This window comes from Flagellimonas sp. 389 (assembly GCF_018449435.1).
In the GTDB taxonomy this organism is placed as follows: Bacteria; Bacteroidota; Bacteroidia; order Flavobacteriales; family Flavobacteriaceae; genus Flagellimonas.
Genome location: NZ_JAHCMU010000009.1, coordinates 82967 through 108534 on the forward strand (window position 1 = coordinate 82967; position 25568 = coordinate 108534).

18 protein-coding genes are annotated in these 25568 nt (G+C 39.5%); 11 read left to right on the forward strand and 7 right to left on the reverse strand.

Annotation, left to right across the window (positions count from 1 at the left end; all coding sequences use genetic code 11):
• Positions 1-10: 10 nt before the first annotated feature.
• Positions 11-1153, reverse strand: a complete 1143-nt coding sequence (locus KIM67_RS09355) for a universal stress protein (protein ID WP_213831069.1) — start codon at positions 1151-1153, stop codon at positions 11-13.
• Between the two features lie 372 nt (positions 1154-1525).
• Between KIM67_RS09355 and KIM67_RS09360 the strand changes: the two genes are divergently transcribed.
• The 4 genes from KIM67_RS09360 (at position 1526) to KIM67_RS09375 (ending at position 5804) form a co-directional block, all read left to right on the forward strand.
• Complete coding sequence (locus tag KIM67_RS09360; RefSeq protein ID WP_213831070.1) at positions 1526-2329, forward strand: universal stress protein; 804 nt, start codon at positions 1526-1528, stop codon at positions 2327-2329.
• Between the two features lie 115 nt (positions 2330-2444).
• The gene (locus KIM67_RS09365; RefSeq protein WP_250149217.1) at positions 2445-3098 is read left to right on the forward strand and encodes a succinate dehydrogenase cytochrome b subunit; all 654 of its coding nucleotides are present in this window, start codon (positions 2445-2447) and stop codon (positions 3096-3098) included.
• An 8-nt stretch (positions 3099-3106) separates the two neighbouring features.
• A complete protein-coding gene (locus tag KIM67_RS09370) occupies positions 3107-5014 on the forward strand; it encodes a fumarate reductase/succinate dehydrogenase flavoprotein subunit (RefSeq protein ID WP_213831071.1) in 1908 nt (635 codons plus the stop codon).
• Positions 5015-5060: 46 nt separating this feature from the next.
• Complete coding sequence (locus KIM67_RS09375; protein WP_213831072.1) at positions 5061-5804, forward strand: succinate dehydrogenase/fumarate reductase iron-sulfur subunit; 744 nt, start codon at positions 5061-5063, stop codon at positions 5802-5804.
• Between the two features lie 235 nt (positions 5805-6039).
• Here KIM67_RS09375 and KIM67_RS09380 read toward each other — a convergent pair whose 3' ends face one another.
• From KIM67_RS09380 to KIM67_RS09390, 3 genes are read right to left on the reverse strand one after another with little or no spacing between them, the layout of a single operon-like run.
• Positions 6040-7449, reverse strand: a complete 1410-nt coding sequence (locus KIM67_RS09380) for a tagaturonate reductase (RefSeq protein WP_213831073.1) — start codon at positions 7447-7449, stop codon at positions 6040-6042.
• 15 nt (positions 7450-7464) lie between these two features.
• A complete protein-coding gene (gene uxaC / locus KIM67_RS09385; protein ID WP_250149218.1) occupies positions 7465-8913 on the reverse strand; it encodes a glucuronate isomerase in 1449 nt (482 codons plus the stop codon).
• Between the two features lie 20 nt (positions 8914-8933).
• Positions 8934-9950 (reverse strand): LacI family DNA-binding transcriptional regulator, encoded by a 1017-nt coding sequence (locus KIM67_RS09390; RefSeq protein ID WP_213831074.1) that lies wholly within the window; start codon positions 9948-9950, stop codon positions 8934-8936.
• 292 nt (positions 9951-10242) lie between these two features.
• Here KIM67_RS09390 and KIM67_RS09395 point away from each other — a divergent pair, with 292 nt between their 5' ends.
• Genes KIM67_RS09395 through KIM67_RS09425 form a run of 7 tightly spaced genes read left to right on the forward strand, consistent with a single transcriptional unit; the run spans position 10243 to position 21793 of the window.
• A complete protein-coding gene (locus KIM67_RS09395) occupies positions 10243-13113 on the forward strand; it encodes a TonB-dependent receptor (RefSeq protein ID WP_213831075.1) in 2871 nt (956 codons plus the stop codon).
• 4 nt (positions 13114-13117) lie between these two features.
• Positions 13118-14623, forward strand: coding sequence for a hypothetical protein (locus tag KIM67_RS09400; RefSeq protein WP_213831076.1), 1506 nt, complete (start codon positions 13118-13120; stop codon positions 14621-14623).
• Positions 14624-14667: 44 nt separating this feature from the next.
• On the forward strand, positions 14668-15897 hold the full coding sequence (locus KIM67_RS09405) for a mandelate racemase/muconate lactonizing enzyme family protein (RefSeq protein ID WP_213831077.1): 1230 nt from the start codon (positions 14668-14670) through the stop codon (positions 15895-15897).
• Complete coding sequence (locus tag KIM67_RS09410; protein WP_213831078.1) at positions 15897-17234, forward strand: glycoside hydrolase family 28 protein; 1338 nt, start codon at positions 15897-15899, stop codon at positions 17232-17234. The genes KIM67_RS09405 and KIM67_RS09410 overlap by 1 nt, the downstream gene beginning before the upstream one ends.
• Entirely contained in the window at positions 17231-18484 is a 1254-nt protein-coding gene (locus tag KIM67_RS09415) for a hypothetical protein (protein ID WP_213831079.1), read from the forward strand. Before KIM67_RS09410 ends, KIM67_RS09415 begins: the two co-directional genes overlap by 4 nt.
• Positions 18471-19907, forward strand: a complete 1437-nt coding sequence (locus KIM67_RS09420; protein WP_213831080.1) for a glycoside hydrolase family 28 protein — start codon at positions 18471-18473, stop codon at positions 19905-19907. The genes KIM67_RS09415 and KIM67_RS09420 overlap by 14 nt, the downstream gene beginning before the upstream one ends.
• A complete protein-coding gene (locus KIM67_RS09425; protein ID WP_213831081.1) occupies positions 19904-21793 on the forward strand; it encodes a glycoside hydrolase family 2 protein in 1890 nt (629 codons plus the stop codon). The genes KIM67_RS09420 and KIM67_RS09425 overlap by 4 nt, the downstream gene beginning before the upstream one ends.
• Before the next feature lie 5 nt (positions 21794-21798).
• Here the strand turns inward: KIM67_RS09425 and uxuA are convergent, their stop codons facing one another.
• From uxuA to KIM67_RS09440, 3 genes are read right to left on the reverse strand one after another with little or no spacing between them, the layout of a single operon-like run.
• Positions 21799-22965, reverse strand: a complete 1167-nt coding sequence (gene uxuA / locus KIM67_RS09430) for a mannonate dehydratase (RefSeq protein WP_213831159.1) — start codon at positions 22963-22965, stop codon at positions 21799-21801.
• Positions 22966-22983: 18 nt separating this feature from the next.
• Positions 22984-23799: an SDR family oxidoreductase gene (locus KIM67_RS09435; RefSeq protein WP_213831082.1), complete on the reverse strand. Its 816-nt coding sequence runs from the start codon at positions 23797-23799 to the stop codon at positions 22984-22986.
• An 8-nt stretch (positions 23800-23807) separates the two neighbouring features.
• On the reverse strand, positions 23808-25448 hold the full coding sequence (locus KIM67_RS09440) for a UxaA family hydrolase (protein WP_213831083.1): 1641 nt from the start codon (positions 25446-25448) through the stop codon (positions 23808-23810).
• Positions 25449-25568 lie beyond the last annotated feature (120 nt).

The following is a 25568-nucleotide window of genomic DNA, read 5'->3' on the forward strand; positions in this document are numbered from 1 at the left end:
TTGGATGTCGTCAACTACCCCTAAGTTTTCGTACTTCTTCTTCAACTTTTGCATACCACATGCGATTTTTAATCTCTCTGCCCAACTTGCGAAATTCTTCCGCCTTCGCCGGATTTTTCATTTTATCGTGAACCTTTGCAATGCCCAAATAGGCGGGCACGTGCATATTATTAATACTTAGGCAAGCTTCAAATTGACCAATGGCCTCTTGATGAAACCCATCTTTCATTAAATCTTGGGCATGCTCGTATAATTCTTCTAAATCTTTGATATCGGTGTCCAACTGCAATCTTATGACATCTTCAGATTTCAGTGTGAGGAAAGAACAGGGAACTTCTCGAATTACTTTTTCGGTAACACTTCCAATGATCAAGCGGTTCAATCCAGACCTGCCAACCGTTCCCATAACAAGCAGGTCAATCATTTTCCTCGATATTGCACTACGGATTTCTTCGGCGGGATTGCCTTTGGGAGTCTCTTTGGTCCAGTTTAAATCGGAGAGATTAAATTTTTTCAGGAATTCATCAAACTTTACCTTGTGCTGCTCCAACCGACTGTTATTCTCTTCTTCTTTATCTTTTTCCGAAGCGAACCACGATAGACTTTGAACTTCACAGACGCTTAAAATTGTAAGTTCTGCCCTAAATCTACGGGTCATGATAATCGCATTTTTTAAAGCTCGTTCCGATGCTTCAGAAAAATCCACGGGACAGAGTATATGATGCACATTGAGCGGCACACCAGCTTTGGCGACAAATACCGCTTTATTACTTTTTTGGATAATACGTTCGGTAGTAGTGCCTAAATGAACACTACCTCCCTGTAGACTTTCGCCAGAACCACTTAATATCATATTGGCATTTACACGGATACCGGCCCTTACAATACCATCGTGTGGTGACCCATATTCCAAAATGGGATTTTCAACATGTACATTGGCTTCTTTTAGGCGTGTCACAACATCCCTTAGTTTTCCTTCTGCCACCTTGGTAATCTGTGTTCTTACTTTTTCATTTACGATGTCATCTGGAAGCACATGTATAGGGATTATTTTTGAATGAAACACCCTGCCCAATTTAATGGCCGTTTCCTCCACATGTTTTGAAGAAGCACTGAAATCATGCGCTAATAAAATCTTTTCAAGCAGTTTCATGTATTCTAGAGTTAAGAGTTCTTAGTTTTATATTTTCTCAAATCATATTTGTGCAGTACAACTATTAATTTGTAAAAGTGTTCGTTTACCAATCCTGAACTGTATCAAAATCTAGGATATTCCTTATTGACACTAAAAATATTATGTAATTCTTTAGAGAAACTTAAGAATGCTCTGGCCCATTTGGATTCCAAAAATGTACAGTACGAGTTATTGATTTTTATAAGATCAAATCATTGGTACACAGGACAAAACTTTATCAGATTTATCGAAAAAAAATTGATGTAAAAACTATTTGGTTTTCCCTTTTCTAAAGTTTGTCTAAAGATTTGGTGATTATGTTTATAGAATTAAAGTTTAAATAACATCGTGATGAATAAAATTCTCGTTCCCGTTGACTTTTCCGAAACTTCGGCCAATGCGCTCTTATATGCCATTCAACTTTTTGGTGCTTCTTCTTCGGAAATCCTAGTGTTGCATAGTTACGATACACGATCTAGTGCAGCTTTACTAATGAAAAATATTGATGGCGTACTTGAAAAGGACGCTCAGAACAAAATGGATGAACTCATGCAGAAAGTACAGCATAAACATCCTGATGTTACCCTAAAACCAAAAATCATCAAAAAACAAACAGTCTCGGCAATAGTTGCACTTGGCAATAGTGGTGATTTTGATTTTATTGTCATGGGCACTAAAGGCGCCAGTGGACTTAAAGAAGTTTTTATGGGAAGTGTTGCCGGTGGTGTTATCTCCAGAACATCCGCTCCGGTAATAGTAGTTCCTGATGATTATACCTATCGCCCTTTAGATGAAATTGTTTTTGCTATTGGTAACGACCCGTTTTCAAACACTACGGTTGCCCCTTTAAAACACCTTGTAAAAGCACATCAAAGCAAGGTCAAGGTCCTACATGTAGCCGATAAAAGGTCGACTGATCTTGATGTCCCGTTGGGTCATATAGCAGATTTGAACCCATCTATAGATTATGCTTTTGGTACGGGGGATACCAACAAGGATTTAAATGATTACTTGATGAAGGATTTTGCAGGTCTTTTGTGTATGGTGCGGGCGAAAAAAGGTTTTATGGAGCGTTTGTTAGATGAAAGCGTTACGTTAAAACAGACATTCAACAGTCCAGTTCCATTGCTTATTCTACATGAAGAGAATTCATAATATACAACTGTGTATTGGATATACCCCGCCGGTTTTGAAATTTTAAAGACGGAAGTTCAATCGTATGGTTCCAGAGTATCCAATAATGATCTATACCGGACAAATTAAAAAATCCATGTTTTTTAGAAAGACAATTATTGCGCTTACTGGTCTTTTCCTATGTATCTTTTTGATAGTCCACCTATCTGCAAATTGTATTTTGATGTTACCTGAAGAAACAGCACGCAGTTTGTACAATTCGTATTCCACAGCTTTGCGGGAAAGCCCATTGATCAAGGTAATTGCATATGTACTGTATTTGTCCATTGTACTTCACATTATCTACGCCCTGATCGTAACCATAAAAAACAAAAAGGCAAAACCTCAACGCTATTTGATGAACCATACCAAAGAAAATAGTAGCTGGACTTCACAAAACATGGGGTTAATCGGTATTCTTGTTCTGTTGTTCCTTGTTGTACACTTGGCAAATTTTTGGGCGCGCATTAAACTGGGCATGGGTGATGTAGTTGCTCTTGATACCAATGGACATGTTGATGTTTATGAGGTTACCTATAGTCTTTTTCAAAATATATATTTTGTACTGTTCTACACCCTTTTAATGATTCCCTTGGGCTTGCACCTTAACCATGGATTAAAAAGCGCTTTTAAAACTTTGGGTTTTTACCACAAAAAAGGGCTTAGAGTATTGGCAAAAGTCTCGTTGTTTTATGCTGGGATTATGGCAATAGGATTTGGTATAATACCCTTTATTGTATTCTTTAAATAATTAGCAAGATGCTCAACTCAAAAATTCCTGAAGGGCCTCTAGAAAATAAGTGGCGTAACTATCAAATAAAGTCACAACTGATCAATCCCGCCAATAAAAAGAAGCTAAATGTAATTGTAGTAGGTTCTGGTTTGGCAGGAGCCGGAGCAGCGGCAACTTTGGCAGAATTAGGGTATGATGTACAGTGCTTTTGCTACCAAGACTCGGCACGCAGGGCACATTCCGTAGCAGCACAAGGGGGCATAAATGCAGCAAAAAACTACCAACACGATGGTGACAGTGTCTGGCGGATGTTCTACGACACCCTAAAAGGAGGGGATTTTAGATCGCGAGAAGCAAATGTCTACCGCTTGGCAGAACTATCGGCCCCATTGATAGACCATTATGTACAACAGGGAGTTCCTTTTGCCCGGGAATATGGTGGAGTTCTTGTCAACCGTAGTTTTGGTGGTGTACAGGTGCAACGTACTTTTTATGCTCGCGGACAAACGGGACAACAATTGCTTTTGGCTGCCTATTCGCAACTGTACAAAATGAAACATGCAAAAAAAGTTACGATGTTTCCCCGTCATGAGATGTTGGATTTAGTTGTCATTGATGGAAAAGCCAAAGGTATTATTGCAAGAGATTTAGTGACGGGACAATTAAAGCGTTTTTCAGCTCATGCCGTAGTATTGGCAACAGGGGGTTACTCACGCGTTTTTCGCCTCTCTACTTTAGCTATTGGCTGCAACGGAAGTGCAATCTGGAAAGCCCATAAGCGCGGAGCCTATTTTGCAGCACCTAGTTTTACGCAAATCCACCCTACTGCCCTGCCCCAGACAAGTAAGGCTCAGTCAAAACTTACCTTAATGTCAGAATCTCTTAGAAACGATGGGCGAATCTGGGTACCCAAAAAGAAGGATGATGATCGTAAAGCCAATAGTATTCCCGAAGAGGAACGGGACTATTATTTAGAACGACGTTACCCCAGTTTTGGAAATTTGGCACCGCGAGATATCGCCTCACGGGCAGCTAAAGAACGAATTGATGCCGGTTATGGTGTAGGGCGATTAAAAAATGCCGTCTATCTAGATTTCAAACACGCTATCGAACGCTTTGGGATGGGCATCATCAAAGATCGATATGGAAATCTTTTTAAAATGTATAAAAAAATAACGGGTGTAGATGCGTATAAAGAACCTATGCAGATTTCCCCTGCCGCACATTTCTCTATGGGCGGACTTTGGGTCGATTATGAGTTAATGACAACTGTGCCTGGTCTATACGCCATTGGTGAATGTAATTTTTCAGATCATGGGGCAAATCGTCTTGGAGCAAATTCATTGCTTCAAGCCAGTATTGATGGCTATTTTGTACTGCCCAATACCATCAACAATTATTTGGCAAATGCTTTAAAAGAAGAGCCTCCTACAGTAGAACACCCAGAATTTGAGCAGGTCGAAAATGAGGTGCAACATCATATCTATAAATTACTCGCAATAAAAGGTAGAAAAACCGTGGACCATTTTCATCGTGAACTGGGTAAAATTATGTGGCAGGAGTGCGCCATGAGCAGAAACAAAAAAGGACTTGAAAAAGCGATTCTACAGATTGAAAAAATCCGAAGTGAATTCTGGACAGACGTAAAAGTTACTGGTAGCGATAAAGAAATGAACACTGAGCTGGAAAAAGCACTCCGTTTGGCAGATTTCATAGAATTAGGGCTTTTGATGTGCACCGATGCATTGCAGCGTGAAGAGTCTTGTGGGGCCCACTTTAGGGAAGAATACCAAACAAGTGAAGGCGAAGCACTTCGAATGGACAATGATTATTCATTTGTATCAGCTTGGTCTTATAGTAAAGATGGTTTTAAGCTCCATAAAGAAGTCTTGAAATATGAAAATGTGGAACCTACCGTAAGAAGTTATAAATAACCTATCGGAGATTTGAAGTGACATACTCCAATTTAAATGAAGAATTATGAAGATAACTTTTAAAATCTGGCGACAGGAGAATAGCAACACATCAGGGGATTTTAAATCGTATGATGTTGACGGACTAACCGAAGACATGTCTTTTTTGGAAGCCTTGGACCACCTTAACGAACTCCTAGTACAACGTGATGAAAAAGTCATCGCCTATGAATACGATTGCCGAGAGGGTATCTGCGGACAGTGTGGGGTATTTATTAACGGAAGAGCTCATGGTCCACATGCTAATATGACCACATGCCAATTGCACATGCGCAGTTTTAAAGACGGTGGGACCATTGTGGTAGAACCATGGAGGGCAAAATCATTTCCGATAATCAAGGACTTGGTCGTTGACCGTTCTGCTTTTGACAGAATTATTGAACACGGCGGATATATTAGCGCAAAAACAGGAACAGCAGCAGAGGCCAATGCCATACTTGTTGGGAAAGAAATAGCAGATAAAGCAATGGATGCCGCTGCCTGTATTGGATGTGGAGCATGTGTAGCCACTTGTAAAAACGCATCGGCCGCACTCTTTACGGCCGCTAAAATAAATCACTTGAACAATTTACCCCAGGGACACCAAGAAGCCGACAAACGCGTTATGGAAATGACCTGGCAAATGGAACAAGAAGGGTTTGGCAGTTGTACGTTTACCGGTGCATGTGAGGTAGAATGCCCAGAAAGTATCTCCATTACCAATATTGCCGAAATGAACGCAAGACTTGTTAAGGCGAAATGGTTGAGGTAATTGAATAGTGTAAGTGAGTAACCCTCATGGGCTAAATCCTTTTATAGACATCAAATATAGCAACACATTGACCATCAATAATTTTACCATCAAGTTAATTTTATTACCATAGCATTACAGTATGAAAAATAGTTATTTGTATAGAAACGTTGAATTTCCAAAAGATAAACATTTGTTGAAAAGTACATCCTCTAGGATGATTCTGTGATTGTTAGGCTATGATGAAAACTGAATGCTACTGTTTTGAAATGCGCATCAATTCTGTTGTTAAGGCTTGCTTTAAATTTGTATGGTTTTTTAAATCAACGTCCCATAACGCTTTATTTGACAGAATCTTAGTTGTAATTCTTTCCAAATCGGTTTCTTTCCAAATAGCCCTAAAAAATTCGATGACTTGAGAATCATCTCGAAGTTCGATATTGTTCGATTTAAACTTGCCTTTGTAAAACCTGAGCAAATAAGCTAAAGCGATAACAAGCTTTGGCGGTGCCTTTTCATACTTAACGATATAATCCAACAAACTTGGAAGAACCCTCACCTTAAACTTGGATACAGAGTTTAATGAAATATCCATCAATTTATGCTTTATAAAAGGGTTGCGAAACCGCTCCAAAACTTCATGAGCGTAAGACTCCAGTTCGGTTTTGGGCATATCTAGGGTAGGTATTATTTCGTCAAAAATGACTTCTTTTATGAATAATCCTATTTTTTCATCCTCAACGGCTTCTCTTACTTCTTTAAATCCATGTAGATACGCTATGGGCACCATTGCGGTATGGGCACCATTAAGAATGCGTACTTTTCTTGTACGGTATGGGCTCAAATCATTGGTAACGATTACGTTCAAACCAGCATCTGAAAAGGGCAGCTTTTCCTTGATATTACTAGGCCCCTCGATTACCCAAAGATGGAACGGTTCCGCCTTAACGACCAACTCATCTTTAAACGACAAACTTCTCTGAACAGTATCTATTGAATCTCTTGGAAATCCTGGTACAATCCTATCGACCAATGAGTTAAAAAATATAATCTCTTCTACTATCCAATGTCTAAAACTCTCAGAAAGTGTCCAAAATTCTACATATTTTAAAACGTATTCCTTTAGTTTATCACCGTTTTTTTCAATCAATTCGCAAGGAATTATGGACAAACCTGCAGAAGAGCAACCATTGAAGTGTTGATATCTACGGTACAATAGTGCTGTTAGTTTAGCAGGAAACGAGGTATGCATTATAGCATTAACAGTTTCATCGTTTTCATCAAAGCTTATACCTGCTTCTGTTGTATTCGAAATGATAAACTGGAGATCTGGATTCTCGGCCAATTTCAGAAATACATCATAATCTTCATAAGGATTAAGTACCCCCCTTACAGTCGTAATCAATCTGGTGCGTTGTATCTTTTTTCCTTTTTCAAGCCCTTCAAGCAATACGTGATAAAGACCGTCTTGCTCGTTGATCAAATCTCCCATCCCTTCTTTTAAGGGTTGAACAATCTGAATATCTCCATCAAAGTCGGTCTGTTCGTTCAAGATATCGACCATCCAGTCCACAAAGCCTCTTAAAAAATTTCCTTCACCAAATTGTACTATCCTGACTGGTTTTATTGGGATATCGGGCACTGTTTGCCTATTCAACTTTTTCATATCGCAATGGGAAAATTAAAATCCAAAATACTGCTTGGCGTTATGATAACAAATGTCACTAACGATTTGGCCTAACCATTTTTCATCATTGGGAAGTTCTCCGTTTTCCACATCCATACCGATTAAATTACATAAAATCCTTCTGAAATACTCATGTCGAGGAAAGGACAAAAAGCTTCTAGAATCGGTAAGCATCCCTATAAAACAGCTTAACAAGCCTAAGTTTGAAAGACTGTTCAGTTGTTTTTCCATACCATCTTTTTGGTCCAAAAACCACCAAGCTGACCCAAATTGCATTTTGCCTTTTATACTCCCATCGTTAAAGTTTCCGATCATGGACGCAAAGACTTCATTATCTGCTGGATTCAAATTATATATGACGGTTTTTGCAAGCTGATCGGTACTATCCAAAAGATTTAAAAAAGAAGACAACGGCATAGCTTGCTGAAAGTCAACTATACTATCAAACCCAGTATCTGGTCCTAATTTTGACAGCATTCGCTTGTTTGTATTGCGCAATGCACCAAGGTGAAATTGCTGTACCCAACCCAATGAATGATATGTATGCGATAGATGAACCAAGGTCTCAAATTTAAAGTATGCTATTTCCTCTTCATTGAGTTGATGCCCATCCATTAATTTCTTGAACAAGTTTTCAACGTCAAATTTTCCAAATTCAAAATAGTGTAGTCTTTCCAGCCCATGATCGGCTATTTTGCAGCCATTTTTTTTGAAGAACTCTATACGGTTATTAAGTACGGCAATTAAATCTGCATAGGATGTAATTGCTATGTTTGAAACCATCTCCAATTTTTCCAGGTATTCCCTATAGCTATTTGCATTTTCTACAGCATAGGCCTTATCTGGCCTAAACGATGGCAACAATTGAAACTCATGGCTTTGCTGTTGAAACTTTGAATGATGTTTCAAACTATCTATTGGATCATCGGTTGTCGATACCACTTCAACATTCATCATGTTAAGTAGGTTTTGTGTCTTAAACCCCTCTGTTTGGAGTTTTTCTTCGGTTAACTCATAAATCGCGTCCGCATTGTCTTTTGATAGTAATGCGTTGACATCAAAATAGCGTTGAAGCTCAAGATGTGTCCAATGGTAGAGCGGATTTCTAACGGTATAAGGAACTGTTTCCGCCCATTTAACAAACTTTTCCCTGTCCGTTGCATTACCGGTTATAAACTTTTCATCAATGCCCAAAGTACGCATGGCCCTCCATTTGTAGTGATCGCCATTCAACCATACCTCGGTACAGTTTTTAAACTGATGGTTATCGGTAATCTCCTTTGATGGTAAATGATTGTGATAATCCAGTATAGGCAAAGATTTGGCATGATCATGATATAGTTTCCCTGCAAAATCGTTTTGTAACATGAAATCATCTGTAATGAATTGTTGACTTGAGTTGTGCAATCGATTGTACATTGTGTTGATTTTTGAGGGTTCCATATTTAGTAGGTATAGTTCTATTATTTTTTTAATGAAGAGGCTCTAACCACAAGTTCTGGTTGTATGACCGTTTTTTTTGGTCTTATTTTCTTTTTTTCCGTATTCAATAGGTTGAAAAAAAGATTGGCCGCAGTTTGTCCCATTTCTATGGGAAATTGATTTACAGTCGTTAAAGGAGGGTCTGTAAACGATGTGAACGGTTCATTCAGAAAGCCAACGAGCGCTACATCATCAGGAATTTTAAAACCGTTTTCCTTTAGGACCTGCATGGCACCTATTGCCGCATAATCACTGGCAGAAAAAATAGCATCGAACTTTCGCTCTTGTTTTAAAAGTGCTTCACAATGTACCCTTCCATCCTCTACTTGTAGGTTACCGCTAAAAACCATAGAGGTGTCGGGCTCAATATTATTGTCTGTTAACGCATTCAGATAACCTCGGTAACGTTCCTTGTAAATATCGATTTTTCTTTCGGTAGTTAAATGGACTATAGATCTGCATCCCTGTTCTATTAGATGTGTTGTGGCCAGATAAGCTCCCTGATAGTCATCGATGACTACTTGACTTGTTTGGAGAAATGGTGTGGTCCTATCAAAAAGTACCAAGGGAAGTCCACGATCAAGAACTTGCTCGTAATGATCAAAATGTTGTGTATTCTTACCGATTGAAGCTATAATGCCATCGACACGCGCATTTAAAAATGCTTTTACGGCATTCTCCTCATTACTTAAAACTTCACTGGATTGGCTAACGATAACACGATAGTTCAACGAATTGGCTACTTCTTCGACACCTTTGATAATAGAGGAAAAAAAAGCTCGATTTATACTTGGTACCAACATTCCGATAAGCTGGGTCTTACCACTACGTAAAGCAGACGCAACTTGATTTGGCTCGTAATCCAATTCCTTTGCTGCCTTTAATACTGCCTTTCGAGTAGTTTCACTTATCCTGGGATTACCGTTCAATGCCCTTGAAACTGTAGAGGCCGTTACATTGAGTCTCTCGGCAATATCATGTATGGTTGCTTTTTTCATATAACTATTTGCCAAACTAAACTGACCCTTTTGTAAAAATACACTTTTGAATGAACATCATGAAAATGTAATCGGTTGCACAATTTATAATAAATATTAATCATCATGAAATTTAGGCATCAAGTTTTTAAATTCCTTTAAAAATCCTATTATAATTGACCTTACTTCATTTTTAAGTCAAAATATTTGCTAATTTAATATTTCTTTATTAATTATGCAATCGATTGCACAAACAAAACAAGCTAACAACTTCCTGTGAGCTTTTAAACAGGAATTAAAAAATGATTATGTTATGTCTCAGAGTAAATTAAAGTTGTTTTGGCCTTTTATGGTCATTTTTCTCGTATTTGCACATTACTTAACATTTGCGAGTAACCCATTACCAGAGAATTCTTTAAAAACCAACTTTCAAAGTTATGGCACTATAACAGGGAGAGTGGTGGATGAAGCTGGAATGCCACTTCCAGGTGCCTCAGTAGTAATTAGAAATTTAAACACTGGTGCAAGCACTTCGCTTGAAGGTCTATTCCAATTAGATAGGGTTCCTTTTGGATCTCATAAACTTGAGGTATCCTACATTGGCTATGAAAAATACAATATCACTACAACAGTAGACCAATCCTTGCAATCTACTGGCAATATTGTATTGAAACCAGAAACAAATCAACTCGGCGAAGTTATTATCACCGGGAGTTTTGATGGCCAACAAAGAGCTTTCAACCAGCAAAAAAATGCCGACAATATCAAAACAATTGTTTCTGCTGACCTTATTGGACGCTTTCCAGATATTAATGTTGGTGAGGCCATGCAACGGGTTCCTGGTGTAAATATTGAACGTAACAATGGTGAAGGAAGTAATGTAAAAATTAGGGGGACACCTCAAAACTTCACGACCATTTCCATAAACGGTGAGCAAATCCCAACTACGGATGAAGGAGGAGGAAGAACCGAAAGCCTTGATTTAATATCGGCAGATCAACTAGCTTCTATGGAGGTTAGCAAAGCAATAACACCCGATATGGATGGTGATGCAGTAGGTGGTGCCATAAATCTAATCACAGCTACAGCAACTTCTTCCAAAGGAAGAGTGAAGGGAAGTATTGGTGGTGGTTACAACAATCTTTTTGAAAAGGCCAGTCAAGTATATCGTTTTAAGTTCGACAAACGCTTTGCCAATGAAAAATTCGGGATATTGATAGGTAGCAGTTTTTACAATACTTTTAACGGAGAAGAACGCTTTGAAGCAACATATAGGGACAGAAGGATTGGGAATCAAGATGACCCCAACTCTTTTAGGGCCTTTGTTTTGGATGACTATCGCTTACGCCCGCTACTGAATGAAAGAACAAGAATTGGTGTCAATGCTACTTTTGATTATAAATTTTCAGAGAATTCGTCTTTAGTATTTAAAGCTACCTATAACAACTTAAGGGATAAATCGTTACGAAGAAGGACACGATTTAGACCTAGAAACAATTATCAAGATCCATTAAATCCAAATGTCGCTGGTCCCGATAATGATGTAAGGGTCAGAAGAGATATCAACGACCGTGTTATTAACCGAGAAAACATAAATATTTCGTTAGAGGGAAATCATCCTTTAGGTGACTTTGCAAAACTTGATTATGGTATAAACTATTCCAGAAATGAAAGAAAGCTAAATAGTGACCGTTTCGTCTTTAGAGAAAGAGATTTGACCCTTGTCCAAGAAAGAGACGGTGACTTCACTATTTTCTCGTCTCCGGACGCTGACTTTGAAGATTATAGTGCCTTCCTTTTTAATTCCTTTCAACAAGACCTGCCTATTTTAAACAGAGGAGACAATACAGTAGCTAGATTGAATCTCACTATACCTTTTAGATTGGGGAAAAATTCCGGAGAATTTAAAACAGGTGGAAAATATAGGGATTTGGATAACTTAAGAAGAAGAAATACCGTTGAGTACAACGATTTTAATGGTCCTTATAATTTAAGTCAGGTTTTGGATGGCAATAGCGGAACCATCTTTGACGGACGCTACGAAATGGGGCAGTTTCCCAACCCAAATTCAGCAAGGGAACATTTTAACTTGTTCAGGAGCGCTTACGATTTGGATGTAAACACATCACGTATCAATAGCGAAAGCTTTTTCTTTGATGCCGGCGAAGATGTCTATGCCGCTTACTTTCAAGGTAAAATCCAGTTTAATAATTTTAGGATTTTGGCAGGTGTCCGTTACGAGAAAACAGATGTGCTCTACGAAGCATTGGAACTACAGATTGAACCCCCAGCTGGTGATGATCAACCTGCAGTCCCTGTTTCTTCAGAACCAATTTCAGGAGGTCGTTCTTACGATTTCTTTTTACCTATGGTACATTTAAAGTACCAGTTAAGTGATAGAACGAACTTACGTTTTGCCTATACCCAATCGTATGCACGACCAACGCTTGAGGACTTGGTACCTTCGGAAAACATAAATTTTGCAGATCAAGTACTTACCAGGGGAAACCCAAATCTAGACCCTGCAGAATCCCATAACTTTGATTTGCTTTTTGAACATTATCTTAAGGGAGCTGGAGTAATTTCTGGTGGGATTTTCTACAAGGACATTTCCACCTTCATTTTTCAGCAATTTGCCAACGTAGATTTTAACAACGATTTGTTTTTACAACGTTCCCCTATCAACGGAGATGAGGCAACGCTACTTGGGGTAGAGCTGAATTTTGTGAAAAAAATGGACTTTCTTCCAGGATTTCTTTCGGGGTTGGGCGTATTCGCTAACTACACCTATGTAGATTCCGATAGTAGTTTTTCATCTTTAAACGAAGACACAGGTGAACTTGAGACTAGAGAAGGAATTCCATTCATAGGACAGGCAGACCACACCTGGAATGCTGCACTGTCCTATGACAAGGGTGGATTTAGTGCACGGGCATCGCTCAATTACAACGGAAGATCGCTTACAAGTTTTGCTACCACTTCAGATTTTGACTTCTTTTTAGAAGAACGGTATCAATTGGATGTGAATGCTTCACAAAAAATAACGGACAATCTTACCTTTTTTATAGAATTCATCAACCTTACGAACGAACCCGTCGTAGAATTTCAAACCATTAGAAGTCAAGTAACCAATTATGAGATTTACGATTGGTCTGCACGCTTTGGTATTAACTTTAAATTTTAAGAAAATGATACTAAAAAACAGTCTAAAACTATTTTGCCTGACAGTATTAGGTCTTTTCATAAACTTTTCCTGTAGTGATGACGACCTTTCAGGAGAACTAACTTTTGAATCTCCAAATATCAACCTCTCGATAGAAAGCGGTGAGTTCAGAATTGGGCAAACTATACGCGTAGAGGTAAGTTATGAAGCATCTGCCACCTTTAGGGAATTTGTAGTACAACGTGGAGGCACTATAATTGATAGAGTCAACTATGCCGAAGGAACCGATGGAGACGACACCTATGATTTAGAATTCTTGATAACGGAAGACTTGCTGGGAACTACCCAAACATTTACATTCACCGTGACCGATTCTTTGGGCGAAACAGAGACAAAAATCTTTACCGCAATAGTTTCTGAAGTCACCCCTGCATTTACTATCGAAGATGTCGAGATTAACGGTACAGTTTTTAAGCAAGTAACCGGTAGGATTAATTTTAATGAGACATTTGACAAAGATAACCTGTGGTTATTAAATGGCGAAGTAGAAGTAGATGACATCACTACCCTAACTATTGAAGCAGGAACTACTATCTATGCAATCAATGAAGACACGGAATTAAATGTATTAATTGGAGGAACCTTGATTGCCGAAGGAACTGTCGAAGATCCTATAATTTTCACATCTATAAATGCAGCGCCAGACCAACCAGAAGACCCAGATAACGGTGATTGGATTGGTGTAGTATTACGTGGCGACGATACCCTTGGAGGAAATTCTGGAATTCTAACCTATGTACGAATTGAAAACGGAGGAAATGGGGATGAAGCACTTCAATTAAGGCAAGTAGGCGGTGCAACAGTAATTCATTATGTGCAAATACATAACTCGGATGACACAGGTATCCGTATGCGGGGAGGATATGTAAACCTAAAACATATTTTAGTTACAAAACCCAGTGATAGAGGAATACGATACAGTGATGGATGGGAGGGCAACGGTCAATTCTGGGCAATCATAACCGATGTTGATGATAGTATCGGTCTCAACGGAAGGGATACGGACGAATCCCCAAGAATTTCTGATGCAGTAATGTCTAATGTTACTGTAATAGGCCCGAATGTTGTTGGTGATGGACCCGGTGATACAGAGGGTGTTCAAGTACGTGATGGAGCAAAAGGAGAATTCTACAATTTCATTGTTACCGGTTTTGACAATTCCTTTAGAAATCGAAGTGAAAATGGTGATATGGTTATAAAAAACTCCGCAGTTTTTGGTAATGGCGGAGATGGCGATGATGATGGTTTACACAGTAGTGTGCAGGATGACTATAGAGATGTAGCAAACAATAATTCCGAAGATGTAATAGTACTGACAGATGTTTTTGTCGGTGTTTCAACAATAAATTCATCAGATGCCTCAACATTAGGAGAATTTTTCGATGCCGTAAACTTCACAGGTGCGGTTTCACCAGATGATGATTGGACACTCGGCTGGACTCTCAACTTTGATGGTACTCCAAGAGAATAAATACATTAGTTTAAGTTAGTTTTTTTAATTTCAAGAAGTTGTAAATGAACAGAGCAAATTTCATTAAGACGATTTCATCGGCAACCCTGGCTACAGGGTTGCCTTTTCCTATGTGGTCTTGCGCTTCAAAATTGAGTGCAAACACTATTTTAGGTTTCGATGAAATGGCAAAAGACGATGATTTTATCATCAAGGATATAGACACCTTTCTATTGAGAAAGGCACTTTTTGTATCCGTAGAACTGAACAATGGCATAAAAGGTTGGGCAGAAGCCATGCCCAATGATAAGCGAAGTTCAAGGACATTAATTGAAAAAACGCTAAAGAACTACTACGAGGGCACCAATATTTTTGATGCGGAGAAAACGTGGGACCTTTGTATTAAATCCGAATACGATTTAGGACCAGGCGGACTATTGACTTATTCCATTTCGGGAATAGATTGTGCTATTTACGATGCCTTGGGCAAGGCCACCAAAAAACCTGTATATGAGCTTTTAGGAGGCAAACTCCGTGATTCCGTGGAAATCTATGCCAGTTTTACAAGAGATGTATACCCTACACCAGAAAAAGCAGCTGAAAAAGCAAAGCAACTAGTAGCAGAAGGCTATAATGCGATGAAGTTTCGCATGCGATGGGGATTGGAGAACCAAGACCCTCCCAACGACAATACCACAGCTTTTGCCGCCGCGTTAAAAAAAGGCGTAGGCAGTGACATAAAGCTAGCTATGGACGCCAATATGGGCCATAGCAGAGATAGGGCCATAGAACTTGGTAAGGAGCTAGAGGCTTTCGATTTAGCATGGTGGGAAGAGCCCACGGCACCCTATGATTATGATGCCATAAAAGCAGTAGTAGAGCAAGTAAACATTCCCATAGTATTTGGTGAACATGCCTATACCGTAGAGCAAATAAAACATTTATTGAACTATGGCGGTTCATGGGCGGTAAACCCAGATTTGTTGAAATGTGGTGGATTCACGGGTGGAAAACGTATTGGGGATTATATCGCAAACCAAAATGTAAAGTTGGTGGCGCACAATTCAAGACCTTCTTTAAGTACGGTCTGTATGCTTCATTGGGTCTGTGCCACAAAAATGGCAACAGAGCCCCAGGAATTTGCACTCCGAGAAAAAGCTCCAGGAGCATTTGATGCGTTGACCGGTTTTCCAGAATTTAAAGATGGAAGACTTTATATTAGTGATCGTCCAGGTTTAGGGGTCGAAGTCGATGAAGACCAGGTAAGGGCCTATGATAAAAAGTATACCAAATAATGAAATCCTTGTCCCTTTTCTTTAGTTTGCCTTTATTGATTTTGATGACCTGCCAAAAATCAACTGACAATGAATTCAACATTCTTGATTATGGTGCAGTTGCAGATGGAAAGACGTTAAGCACCAATGCAATTCAAAAAGCTATCAACAAAGCTGTTAAAACCAAGGGAAAAGTGATTGTACCCCAGGGAACTTTTTATACAGGCAGCCTTATTTTAGGTCCTGATATGACTTTTCACTTGGAAGAAGGTGCAGTGCTATTGGCCAGCAATACCATGAAAGATTATACTAGCGAGGAATTTATAAAAGCATCCTTTGCAGATAACCTTTCGATAACAGGTACTGGAACCATCAATGGTAATGGGCTGTCTTTTTTTGACGAGGATTGGAACTACACTGAACGACCAGAGCCTTGGATCGTAATCGAAGATTCAAAAAATGTTTCTGTAAGCGGTGTTACTTTAAAAAATAGTCCTTCCCATACCCTTAACTTTGATTACTGCAATGGAGTATCCGTATCAAACATTTTTATTGAAAATGACCCAAAAAGTCCAAATACGGATGGAATTGATATCCGCAACTCCAAAAATGTAACCATTTCAAATTGTGATATTCGAACCGGGGATGACGCCATCTGTATAAAAAACACCAAAAAAGAGGAGAAATTAACCGATGCCAAAGGCAATTCAAGATTAAAAACCACTGAAAATATTACGGTAAAAGACTGTTATATCGAAAGTGATGATTCCGCACTGAAACTGGGTACAGGAAGTGGCTATCTAACAAAAGATATCACATTTGAAAATATTACCATACGAAAAACACGTTATGCCATGGCTCTGTTTATGATGGACAGTGGACGATATGAAGATGTCCTTTTCAAAAACATTGACTCTGAAACAGGTTCTAGACATGACCAAGAATATGGTATTTTCATGGATATCCATCAAAGACAAGCTGATTCTGCACCCGGTGAAATAACCAACATCCATTTTGAAAATTGTAACATCTCCACAAAAGGAATTTTCTATCTGTCCGGACATCCAGAACAATACATTCAAAACATCTCAATAACTGGAATGGAGATTACCATTAAGGATACACTTGATAATTCTGAATGGAACAAGCCCAAAGGAAATAAATCGATACAGCACTGGCCGAGCACTTCAAATTTTGTCAATGAAAAAGCAAATTTCATTATTGCAAATGCCGAAAATGTGCGGATGAAGAATGTAAAAGTTGAACGCAGCAGTCAAGTATCTTTTCCATTTTTATGGACTTATAACGCTTCCGTTGATACTATTGCTGTCCAGATCAATACCCTGACTGCACCATGAGAGCTCAATTATTCTTTAGCTTTTTAACGGCCATAAGTTTTCTTGCATGTGCGCAAGAACAAAAGCTGGGCCTAGATAAATTGTACAAAAAGGAAATCGAAGCTTCATTAAAAAATGCAATTGTCCATGCCGGAAAAAGTTGTCTTGACGAAGAAGGAAAGTCAAAAGGCGATTATGAAATGATATCGGGAAGATGGATGGAATATGAACCAGCATGGCATACGGGGCAACTGATTCAAGGATTGCTTGCCGCCCATGATGTTACAAAAGAGCCTATGGCGCTAGACTATGCAAAAAAAGCTGGGGATTGGTGGATTGGTCTGCAATTTCCAAAAGGACATTCTCTAGAAGGTTACTTAAATGCTATCCATGGTGCTAGCGTGGGCAACCTAATAAATACCACCACAATTACCGATGGTACCCCTGGACTTTTTGATTTGACCGAAGCTACCGAAAACCCAAAATATGCAGAAGTAGCTACTTCTGCGGGGAGTTGGATTCTCGATAATCTCTACTTGCCTGAGCATAAATTAAGTTACAACATAGTTGACCCGAAAACTGGTGAAATTTGGAAGAACAAAAGTCCACATGCCCAGCATCAAGGTCACGAAATCACTATAAAACAAGTAGCCCGCCCAAATGCAGAAGGATACCTTTGGAAAGATATATACCTGTTTAATGGTGAAGAGCGGTACAAAAAGGCGTTTTTGGAACTTTGTGATGGCCTCATAGAAAAACAAAGTGACAATGGGTTTTGGATGGATTTTGAACCCAATGATCCAAAAACTGGAAAAATCCACGCACGTTTCAATACATGGAATGCCGAAGCACTAATTGAAGCTTTTACGCTGACCAAAAATCAAAAATATCTGGATGCAGCCATGAAAACCGGGAAGGGATTAGCAGCTATTCAACAAAAAAATGGAACCATTTTTTACATCAGCTATACTGATGGCAGTGTTGACGAACGCTCTCCATGCGGTTCGGGGATTTCTTTTGCCGGAATCCTTTGGTTGCGATTATTGGAATTGGGTAAACCGGATTTTATTGAAAACATCAAAAAAGCAATTGATTTTACGCTAAAGAACCAGTTTTCCATAAATCATCCAGATAAAAACTTAGCAGGTGGTTTTTTTGAAATAAGACAAAAAACTAAAGGTAATGGCCAATTAAAGCTGATTTACAGAGATATCGCCACTGCATTTGGGTTACGGTTTTTAAGTAATGTATACCAATATGAGTTTCAATAAAAAACATATCATATCATATCTGCGAAAGTGGATATTTGAGAGGAAACGGTACCGTATTATTCCTTTAGTTTTAGTTGTATGCCTTTTAAGCTGTAAAACCCAAACTAAAGATAATTTTACCAAAGAAATTGCCCAACAAAATATAAAAACAGCTTGGGAACAGACCTATCCTGCTATTCTGGAAGCTATTCATCCTCCAGCTTTCAAAGACACCATAGTACATATTACGGACACTATAGATTTTAGGGATAGATTGAATACACATATTACCGATTTATCCAATGAAGGTGGCGGAATTATTTCCGTGCGCCCTGGCATTTATAATGTAAAGGGTAGCATTTTTATGAAATCAAACATAAAACTTCATTTAAGTGAAGGTGCAATACTTCTATTTTCTCCCAATCCTGAAGATTACCTTCCTGTGGTAAAATCGAGATGGGAAGGGACATTTTTGATGAATTATTCCCCTTTGATTTATGCTATCGATGTGGAAAATATCGCAATTACAGGAAAGGGCACCATAGACGGGCAAGCCCGATCCGTTTGGTCTGCTTGGAAAAAAAAGCAGAAAGCGGATAAAACGCTGCTTCGGCAAATGGGCAATGACCAGATTCCGCTAACAGAAAGGATATTTGGTGAAGACCACTTTCTGCGTCCTTCGGGCATTGAGTTCATCAACTGCAAAAACATTCTTTTGGAGGGTTTCACCATCAAGAACAGTCCTTTTTGGACGATTCACCCCGTGTTATGTGAAAATATCACGGCAAAAAACTTGAACATTCAATCAGGCACTACCAATGATGATGGTTTTGACCCTGAAAGTTGTAAAAATGTGCTTATTGAAAATTGTATTTTCAACACGCATGATGATTGTATTGCCATTAAAGCAGGTCGTGATCAGGACGGTTGGCCCTATCCTCCTTCAGAAAATATTATTGTAAGGAACAATAGTTTCAATACTGCGGTAGGAAGCGGGTTTTGTATCGGTTCTGAAATGTCAGCTGGAGTCAAAAATGTCTTTGTAGAAAACTGTAGGTTGTCCAAAAGTGAAAAACATGCCTTTCAATTTAAGAGTAACCCCGACCGTGGTGGTTTCGTAGAAAATGTTTTCGTCCGTAATATTGATGTGGGAGACGTAAATTATGGTTTTGAATTCACTACGGATTACAAAGGTTGGCGTGGCAATGAGAATTTCACGCGCTATGAGCATTTTTACTTTCAGGATATCTCTATTAAATCTGCCTTGGAAAAATCCATAACGGTTAACGGAAGGCCCGAAAAACCTATTCGAAATATCTTTTTTCAAAATATATCCATTACCGATACCAATACTAAAATCGCTGTCAAAAACACGACGGGCGTATTGTTTGACAATGTAAAAATCAACAACGAAACCATCGACGAAAACCTAAAATCTCAATGAAAAATAGAATTTCAACAACTTTCAATATATCCCTTTGCAAATTAGGCGCACTATCCTTTTTATTATCTTTTACTTTTATCCAGATTGACGCACAAGAACCCTTATTGCAAAATGTTTACAATCGTCCTTCCACTTCTTTGAACGGAAATTGGAAATACGTTATCGACCCTTATGATACCGGTTACAGAAACCATAGAAACTGGACTCCCTTTGATGAAGCGGAATCTACCAAAGCTTCTGCTAAACCTTATTACACGGACAAAGTCATTGAAGAACGCTGGGATCGTGTGGAGTATAACTTTAACACCTCCCCAGAAATCATAGTACCAAGTGATTGGAACAGTCAGTTTGAAAAATTACAATACTACGAGGGCGCCATTTGGTACCGGACTACATTTGATTACGCGGTTTATACAAACCAACTCACCTTCCTATATTTTGGTGCGGCCAACTATCAGACCGATGTATACCTCAACGGAGAAAAAGTAGGTCAGCACTTGGGTGGATTCGACCCTTTTAACTTTGACATCACCAATAAATTAAAAACTAAGGGCAATTCATTGGTTGTTCGTGTAGATAACCGCAGGGAAAAACATCGCGTGCCCAATTACACCACGGATTGGTGGAACTACGGTGGAATTACGCGAGAGGTAAAACTAGTTTCAGTACCCAAAACCCATATTCAGGATTATAGTTTACAATTGGATAAGGACAATCCAAATCAAATCAAGGGATATGTACAGGTTACCAGTGCAACGTCAGGGCAATCTGTAACCATTCAAATCCCTGAAGTCAAAATCAATAAAACTTTTACAACGGATGCTAATGGAAGGGCTGAAATTTTGATTCCAGCTAAAAAACTGAAGAAGTGGTATCCCAAACGCCCCAAACTTTATGAAGTTTCATTATCCTCTGGTTCGGATACGCTTAAAGACCAGATTGGATTTAGAACGATAACGACCGAAGGGGCCAATATTTTACTGAATGGTAAATCCATTTTTTTAAGAGGTATTAGTCTTCATGAAGAGAATCCGATTAAAGTGGGCCGGGCAAAATCTATGGAAGATGCCAAGATGCTTTTTGGATGGGCGAAGGAACTCAACTGTAATTTTGTTCGATTGGCACATTATCCACATAATGAAAATATGCCCAGATTGGCAGATAAGCTAGGTCTATTACTTTGGGAAGAAATCCCGGTGTATTGGGGAATTGACTACGAAAACCCTACCGCTTTTGCTCAAGCAAAATCACAATTGGAGACCTTGGTGCATCGTGATAAAAATAGAGCTAGTGTCATTGTTTGGTCCGTTGCCAATGAAACCCCTGATTTAGAATCAAGGCTCATTTTTCTTCGGAAATTGAAAGATATCGCCCTGGCAATCGATGACACCCGTTTTATTAGCGCCGCATTGGAACGCGATGAAAAAAGCACGGCAAATACCGTAAAAATCCCTGATCCGTTTGCAGAAGATGTTGATATCCTTAGTTGTAACGAATACATCGGTTGGTATTCCGGTTTACCATCCCGTTGTGGTGAGGTTACATGGGACTTGCCCGAAAACAAGCCCTTTTTCGTAAGTGAATTTGGAGGTGGGGCCTTATACAACCATCATGGGGACAAGCTGACCAGATGGACGGAGGAATATCAAGAATACCTCTACGAAGAGCAACTGAACATGCTACAAAAAATTTCAACGTTGCGTGGCATGACTCCCTGGATTTTGGTGGATTTTCGTTCTCCAAGACGAAACCTACCGCTTATACAAGATGGTTGGAACCGAAAAGGACTCATCTCGGAAAATGGATTCAAGAAAAAAGCTTTCCATGTATTAAAGGCTTTTTATGACGAGATGGAAAAAAAATACGATTACACTGTCAAGGATTGACGGGTTCAACCTAGACTTCTAATAATCCCATATTCTAATCCTCTAAGCTCAGCAAGCCCTTTTAGCCGTCCGATTGCCGTATAGCCAGGATTGGTTTTTTTATTAAGGTCGAGGTCATCCAACATCTGATGGCCATGATCAGGCCGCATGGGAAGAGAAGTATTTCGTTCTTGCTGTATTTCCAAAAGTGCTTTCATCACATCGTACATAGGCACATCGCCTTCCAAATGGTTTGCTTCGTAGAAGTTTCCTTCGGTATCGCGTTGCGTACTCCGCAAATGGACAAAATGGATATACGCACCAAAATCACGAATCATCTGAGGAAGGTTATTATCGCTACGGACACCAAAAGAGCCAGTACAAAAGGTAATGCCGTTAGATGAACTCGGTACTTCTGTCATCATTCGATTGATGTCAGACGCCGTACTGACCACTCGTGGCAATCCAAAAATAGGGAAAGGCGGATCATCTGGATGTATTGCCATTTTTACATGATGTGCTTCCGCAACAGGGATGATTTCCTTGAGAAAGAGCGTAAGATGTTCAGCCAATTTTTTGGCATCGATACCTTCATAACTATCCAAAATATCCTGAAACTGCTCTAAGGTATAGCCTTCCTCACTTCCTGGTAATCCTGCAATAATCGTTTTTATTAAAGTGTTCTTTGAAGCTTCGTTCAAACTTTCAAAATAAGCTTTTCCTTTTTCAAGCTCTGTTTCCGTATAGTCCGCTTTTGCATTTGGACGGTTCAGAATAAAACAATCAAAAGCCACCAAGGCCTGTTTTTCAAAGCGGAGTGCTTTTGCACCATTGGGCAGTTCGTAAAACAGATTGGTACGTGTCCAATCCAACACGGGCATAAAATTGTAGCAAATGGTGCGTACACCTTCCAACGCTAAATTCTCAATGGAAGTTTTGTAATTTTCAACATACACTTGAAAATCTCCCTTTCGAGTTTTGATGTTTTCATGAATCGGGATACTTTCAACTACCGACCAAACCAGACCGGCCGCTTCAATTTCCAGTTTTCGCTTTTTTATTTCCGCCCTTGTCCATACTTCCCCATTGGGAATGTGGTGCAAAGCTGTAACCACACCTGTTGCACCTGCCTGCGCAATATCTTTTAGGCTGACCGAATCCTTGGGTCCGTACCAACGCATTGTTTGTTCCAATACTTTCATAATCTTATTTTAAACTCCCGAATATGCTCCAAATCCTCCATCAATCTTCAGTACCGTACCCGTAACAAATTTTGATGCATCGCTACATAAATAATGAACTGCTCCCAACAACTCGTTAGGGTCTCCAAAACGTCCCATGGGCGTATTTGAAATAATCTGATTTCCACGTGCAGTCAAGCTTCCATCAGTTTCGGTCAATAAAGTTTTGTTCTGTTTGGTCAAAAAGAAACCTGGCGCCAGAGCATTTACCCGCAGACCTTCTCCATGTTTTTGGGCAAATTCCACAGCCAACCATTGAGTTAAATTATCAATTGCCGCCTTTGAGGACGAGTAGCCCATGACCCGTGTCAGAGGGCGCTCCGCTGACATACTGGAAATATTGATAATACTTCCTTTGTTATTACTTAAAAACAAGGGTAAAAAGGTTTTGATGGGCAAATAAGTACCAATATAATTTAGCTCAATAATCTTTCGTAACGCCTCGACATCGCTGTCCATTAGTGTTTGGTCTGGGGTAATTGTAGCCCCTTGCATATTGCCACCTGCCGCATTGATAAGCACATCTATGGTGCCAAACGACTTTTTGAGCTCTTCGTATGCCTTCTCTAAATCCGATTCTTTGGTTACATCTGCTAGGATAATACTAGCCGCTCCACCTTTGGATACAATCTCATCTTTGAGTTCATGGGCACCTTCGATTGCGTACGACATAATTACCACATGAGCTCCTTCATCTGCTAGGTATTTTGTCATCTCCGACCCCAATACACCTGTTCCTCCGGTAATTACAATAATCTTGTTCTTTACATTAAAAAGTTGGTTCATATTTTAGTTTAAAGTGATATTCCTCTTTTCCAAGGAATAAAATCATCTTGATTTAATACTTGTGCTTTTGTTTGGATTTTTCCACTTGCAACAGCAATGATAAATTCCATGAGTTCCTCACCCATTTCTTCGATTGTTTTATCTCCCGTGATAACTTCTCCTGCATCCACATCGATAATGTCGGGCATACGTTCGGCCAATCCACTGTTCGATGCTATCTTGATTACGGGTGCAATAGGGTTTCCCGTAGGTGTGCCCAATCCTGTCGTAAAGAGGATAAGGTTTGCTCCCGATCCTGCTAATGCGGTTGTGCTTTCCACATCGTTGCCAGGCGTACACAATAAATTTAGTCCAGGTTTGGTGGCATACTCTGCATAGTCCAGCACGTCTACGATAGGTGATGCACCACCTTTTTTTGCCGCTCCGGCACTCTTCATGGCGTCCGTTATAAGGCCGTCTTTAATGTTTCCAGGGCTTGGGTTCATATCGAACCCCGAACCTACCGCTTCGGCGGAAGCTGCATAGGTTTGCATTAAATGAATGAACTTGTCCGCGATAGCATTGTTGGTGCAACGATTGATCAGTTGCTGCTCTACACCGCAGAGCTCTGGAAATTCGGCCAACATGGTTTTTCCACTCAAAGCGACTACAATATCAGAAGCATGCCCCACCGCTGGATTTGCCGATATTCCCGAAAAACCATCTGAACCACCACATTCCAAACCCAAGGTCAACTTATCCAAAGAAGCTGGTTCCCGTTGTAATTTATTTGCCTCGACCAACCCCTCAAACGTTTTTTGTAGTGCCTTTTGCAAAAGATTCTCTTCCCTACCCTCTTGCTGTTGTTCCAAAATATACAATGGCTTATCAAAATCTGGATTCACAGCTTTCAATTTCTCCTGCAAAATGGAAATCTGTGCATTTTGGCAACCTAGACTCAAAATAGTGCCCCCAGCTACATTCGGATTATTAAGATACCCGGCAATCAAGGCGCATAACATCTCTGAATCTTGCCGAATACCTCCGCATCCGCCTTGATGTGTTAGAAACTTGATACCATCAACGTTTTTAAAAACGGCTGTTGATGTGGCAGTTTCTTCTTCCAAAACCATTCCGCTTCGTGGGGAGGCTCCTGATTTATATTTGTTCACCATCTGGCGGACATATTGTTTGTATTTATTGGGCCGCACAAAACCCAATTCTTCCAAAAAGGCATCCTTCATAACGGCCGCATTTCTGTTTTCACAAAAAACCAAAGGGATAACCACCCAAAAGTTTGCGGTTCCTACCTGTCCATCGGAACGATGATAGCCATTGAACGTTTTATTCCTAAATTTTGAAATATCAGGTTGTTGCCAATCAAAGATTTGCTTTCGTACTCCATAATCTTCCGTCTTATGCGCAACATTATCAATGGTAAGCGCTTCTCCTTGCTCAATATTTTTCTTAGCTTTTCCAACTACGCCTCCATACATATATATCTCATCGCCATCCAAGAAGTAGTTTTGTGCAAATTTATGTTTGGCCTTTATGGGTAGCTTCAATTGAAAGTTCTCGCCATTCACCATCACTATGGTTCCTACATCTAGATTTTCCAGCGCAACTACCACATTATCAGATGGATGAATTTTGATGAATTTATGTCTCATTTTCAATTAAAAATTAGTAACTTGCGCAATCGATTGCACAAAGTAAGGAAAATTTATTTGATTTTTCTCATACAAAAAGGAAAAAAGCGATTCCTTGACCAATTCAATCGAATAAATAAA

Coding starts and splice junctions, on each gene's coding strand:
- KIM67_RS09355 (WP_213831069.1), bottom strand. CDS start 1,153: ATGAAACTGCTTGAAAAGATTTTATTAGCGCATGATTTCAGTGCTTCT.
- KIM67_RS09360 (WP_213831070.1), top strand. CDS start 1,526: ATGAATAAAATTCTCGTTCCCGTTGACTTTTCCGAAACTTCGGCCAAT.
- KIM67_RS09365 (WP_250149217.1), top strand. CDS start 2,445: ATGTTTTTTAGAAAGACAATTATTGCGCTTACTGGTCTTTTCCTATGT.
- KIM67_RS09370 (WP_213831071.1), top strand. CDS start 3,107: ATGCTCAACTCAAAAATTCCTGAAGGGCCTCTAGAAAATAAGTGGCGT.
- KIM67_RS09375 (WP_213831072.1), top strand. CDS start 5,061: ATGAAGATAACTTTTAAAATCTGGCGACAGGAGAATAGCAACACATCA.
- KIM67_RS09380 (WP_213831073.1), bottom strand. CDS start 7,449: ATGAAAAAGTTGAATAGGCAAACAGTGCCCGATATCCCAATAAAACCA.
- uxaC (WP_250149218.1), bottom strand. CDS start 8,913: ATGGAACCCTCAAAAATCAACACAATGTACAATCGATTGCACAACTCA.
- KIM67_RS09390 (WP_213831074.1), bottom strand. CDS start 9,950: ATGAAAAAAGCAACCATACATGATATTGCCGAGAGACTCAATGTAACG.
- KIM67_RS09395 (WP_213831075.1), top strand. CDS start 10,243: ATGTCTCAGAGTAAATTAAAGTTGTTTTGGCCTTTTATGGTCATTTTT.
- KIM67_RS09400 (WP_213831076.1), top strand. CDS start 13,118: ATGATACTAAAAAACAGTCTAAAACTATTTTGCCTGACAGTATTAGGT.
- KIM67_RS09405 (WP_213831077.1), top strand. CDS start 14,668: ATGAACAGAGCAAATTTCATTAAGACGATTTCATCGGCAACCCTGGCT.
- KIM67_RS09410 (WP_213831078.1), top strand. CDS start 15,897: ATGAAATCCTTGTCCCTTTTCTTTAGTTTGCCTTTATTGATTTTGATG.
- KIM67_RS09415 (WP_213831079.1), top strand. CDS start 17,231: ATGAGAGCTCAATTATTCTTTAGCTTTTTAACGGCCATAAGTTTTCTT.
- KIM67_RS09420 (WP_213831080.1), top strand. CDS start 18,471: ATGAGTTTCAATAAAAAACATATCATATCATATCTGCGAAAGTGGATA.
- KIM67_RS09425 (WP_213831081.1), top strand. CDS start 19,904: ATGAAAAATAGAATTTCAACAACTTTCAATATATCCCTTTGCAAATTA.
- KIM67_RS09435 (WP_213831082.1), bottom strand. CDS start 23,799: ATGAACCAACTTTTTAATGTAAAGAACAAGATTATTGTAATTACCGGA.
- KIM67_RS09440 (WP_213831083.1), bottom strand. CDS start 25,448: ATGAGACATAAATTCATCAAAATTCATCCATCTGATAATGTGGTAGTT.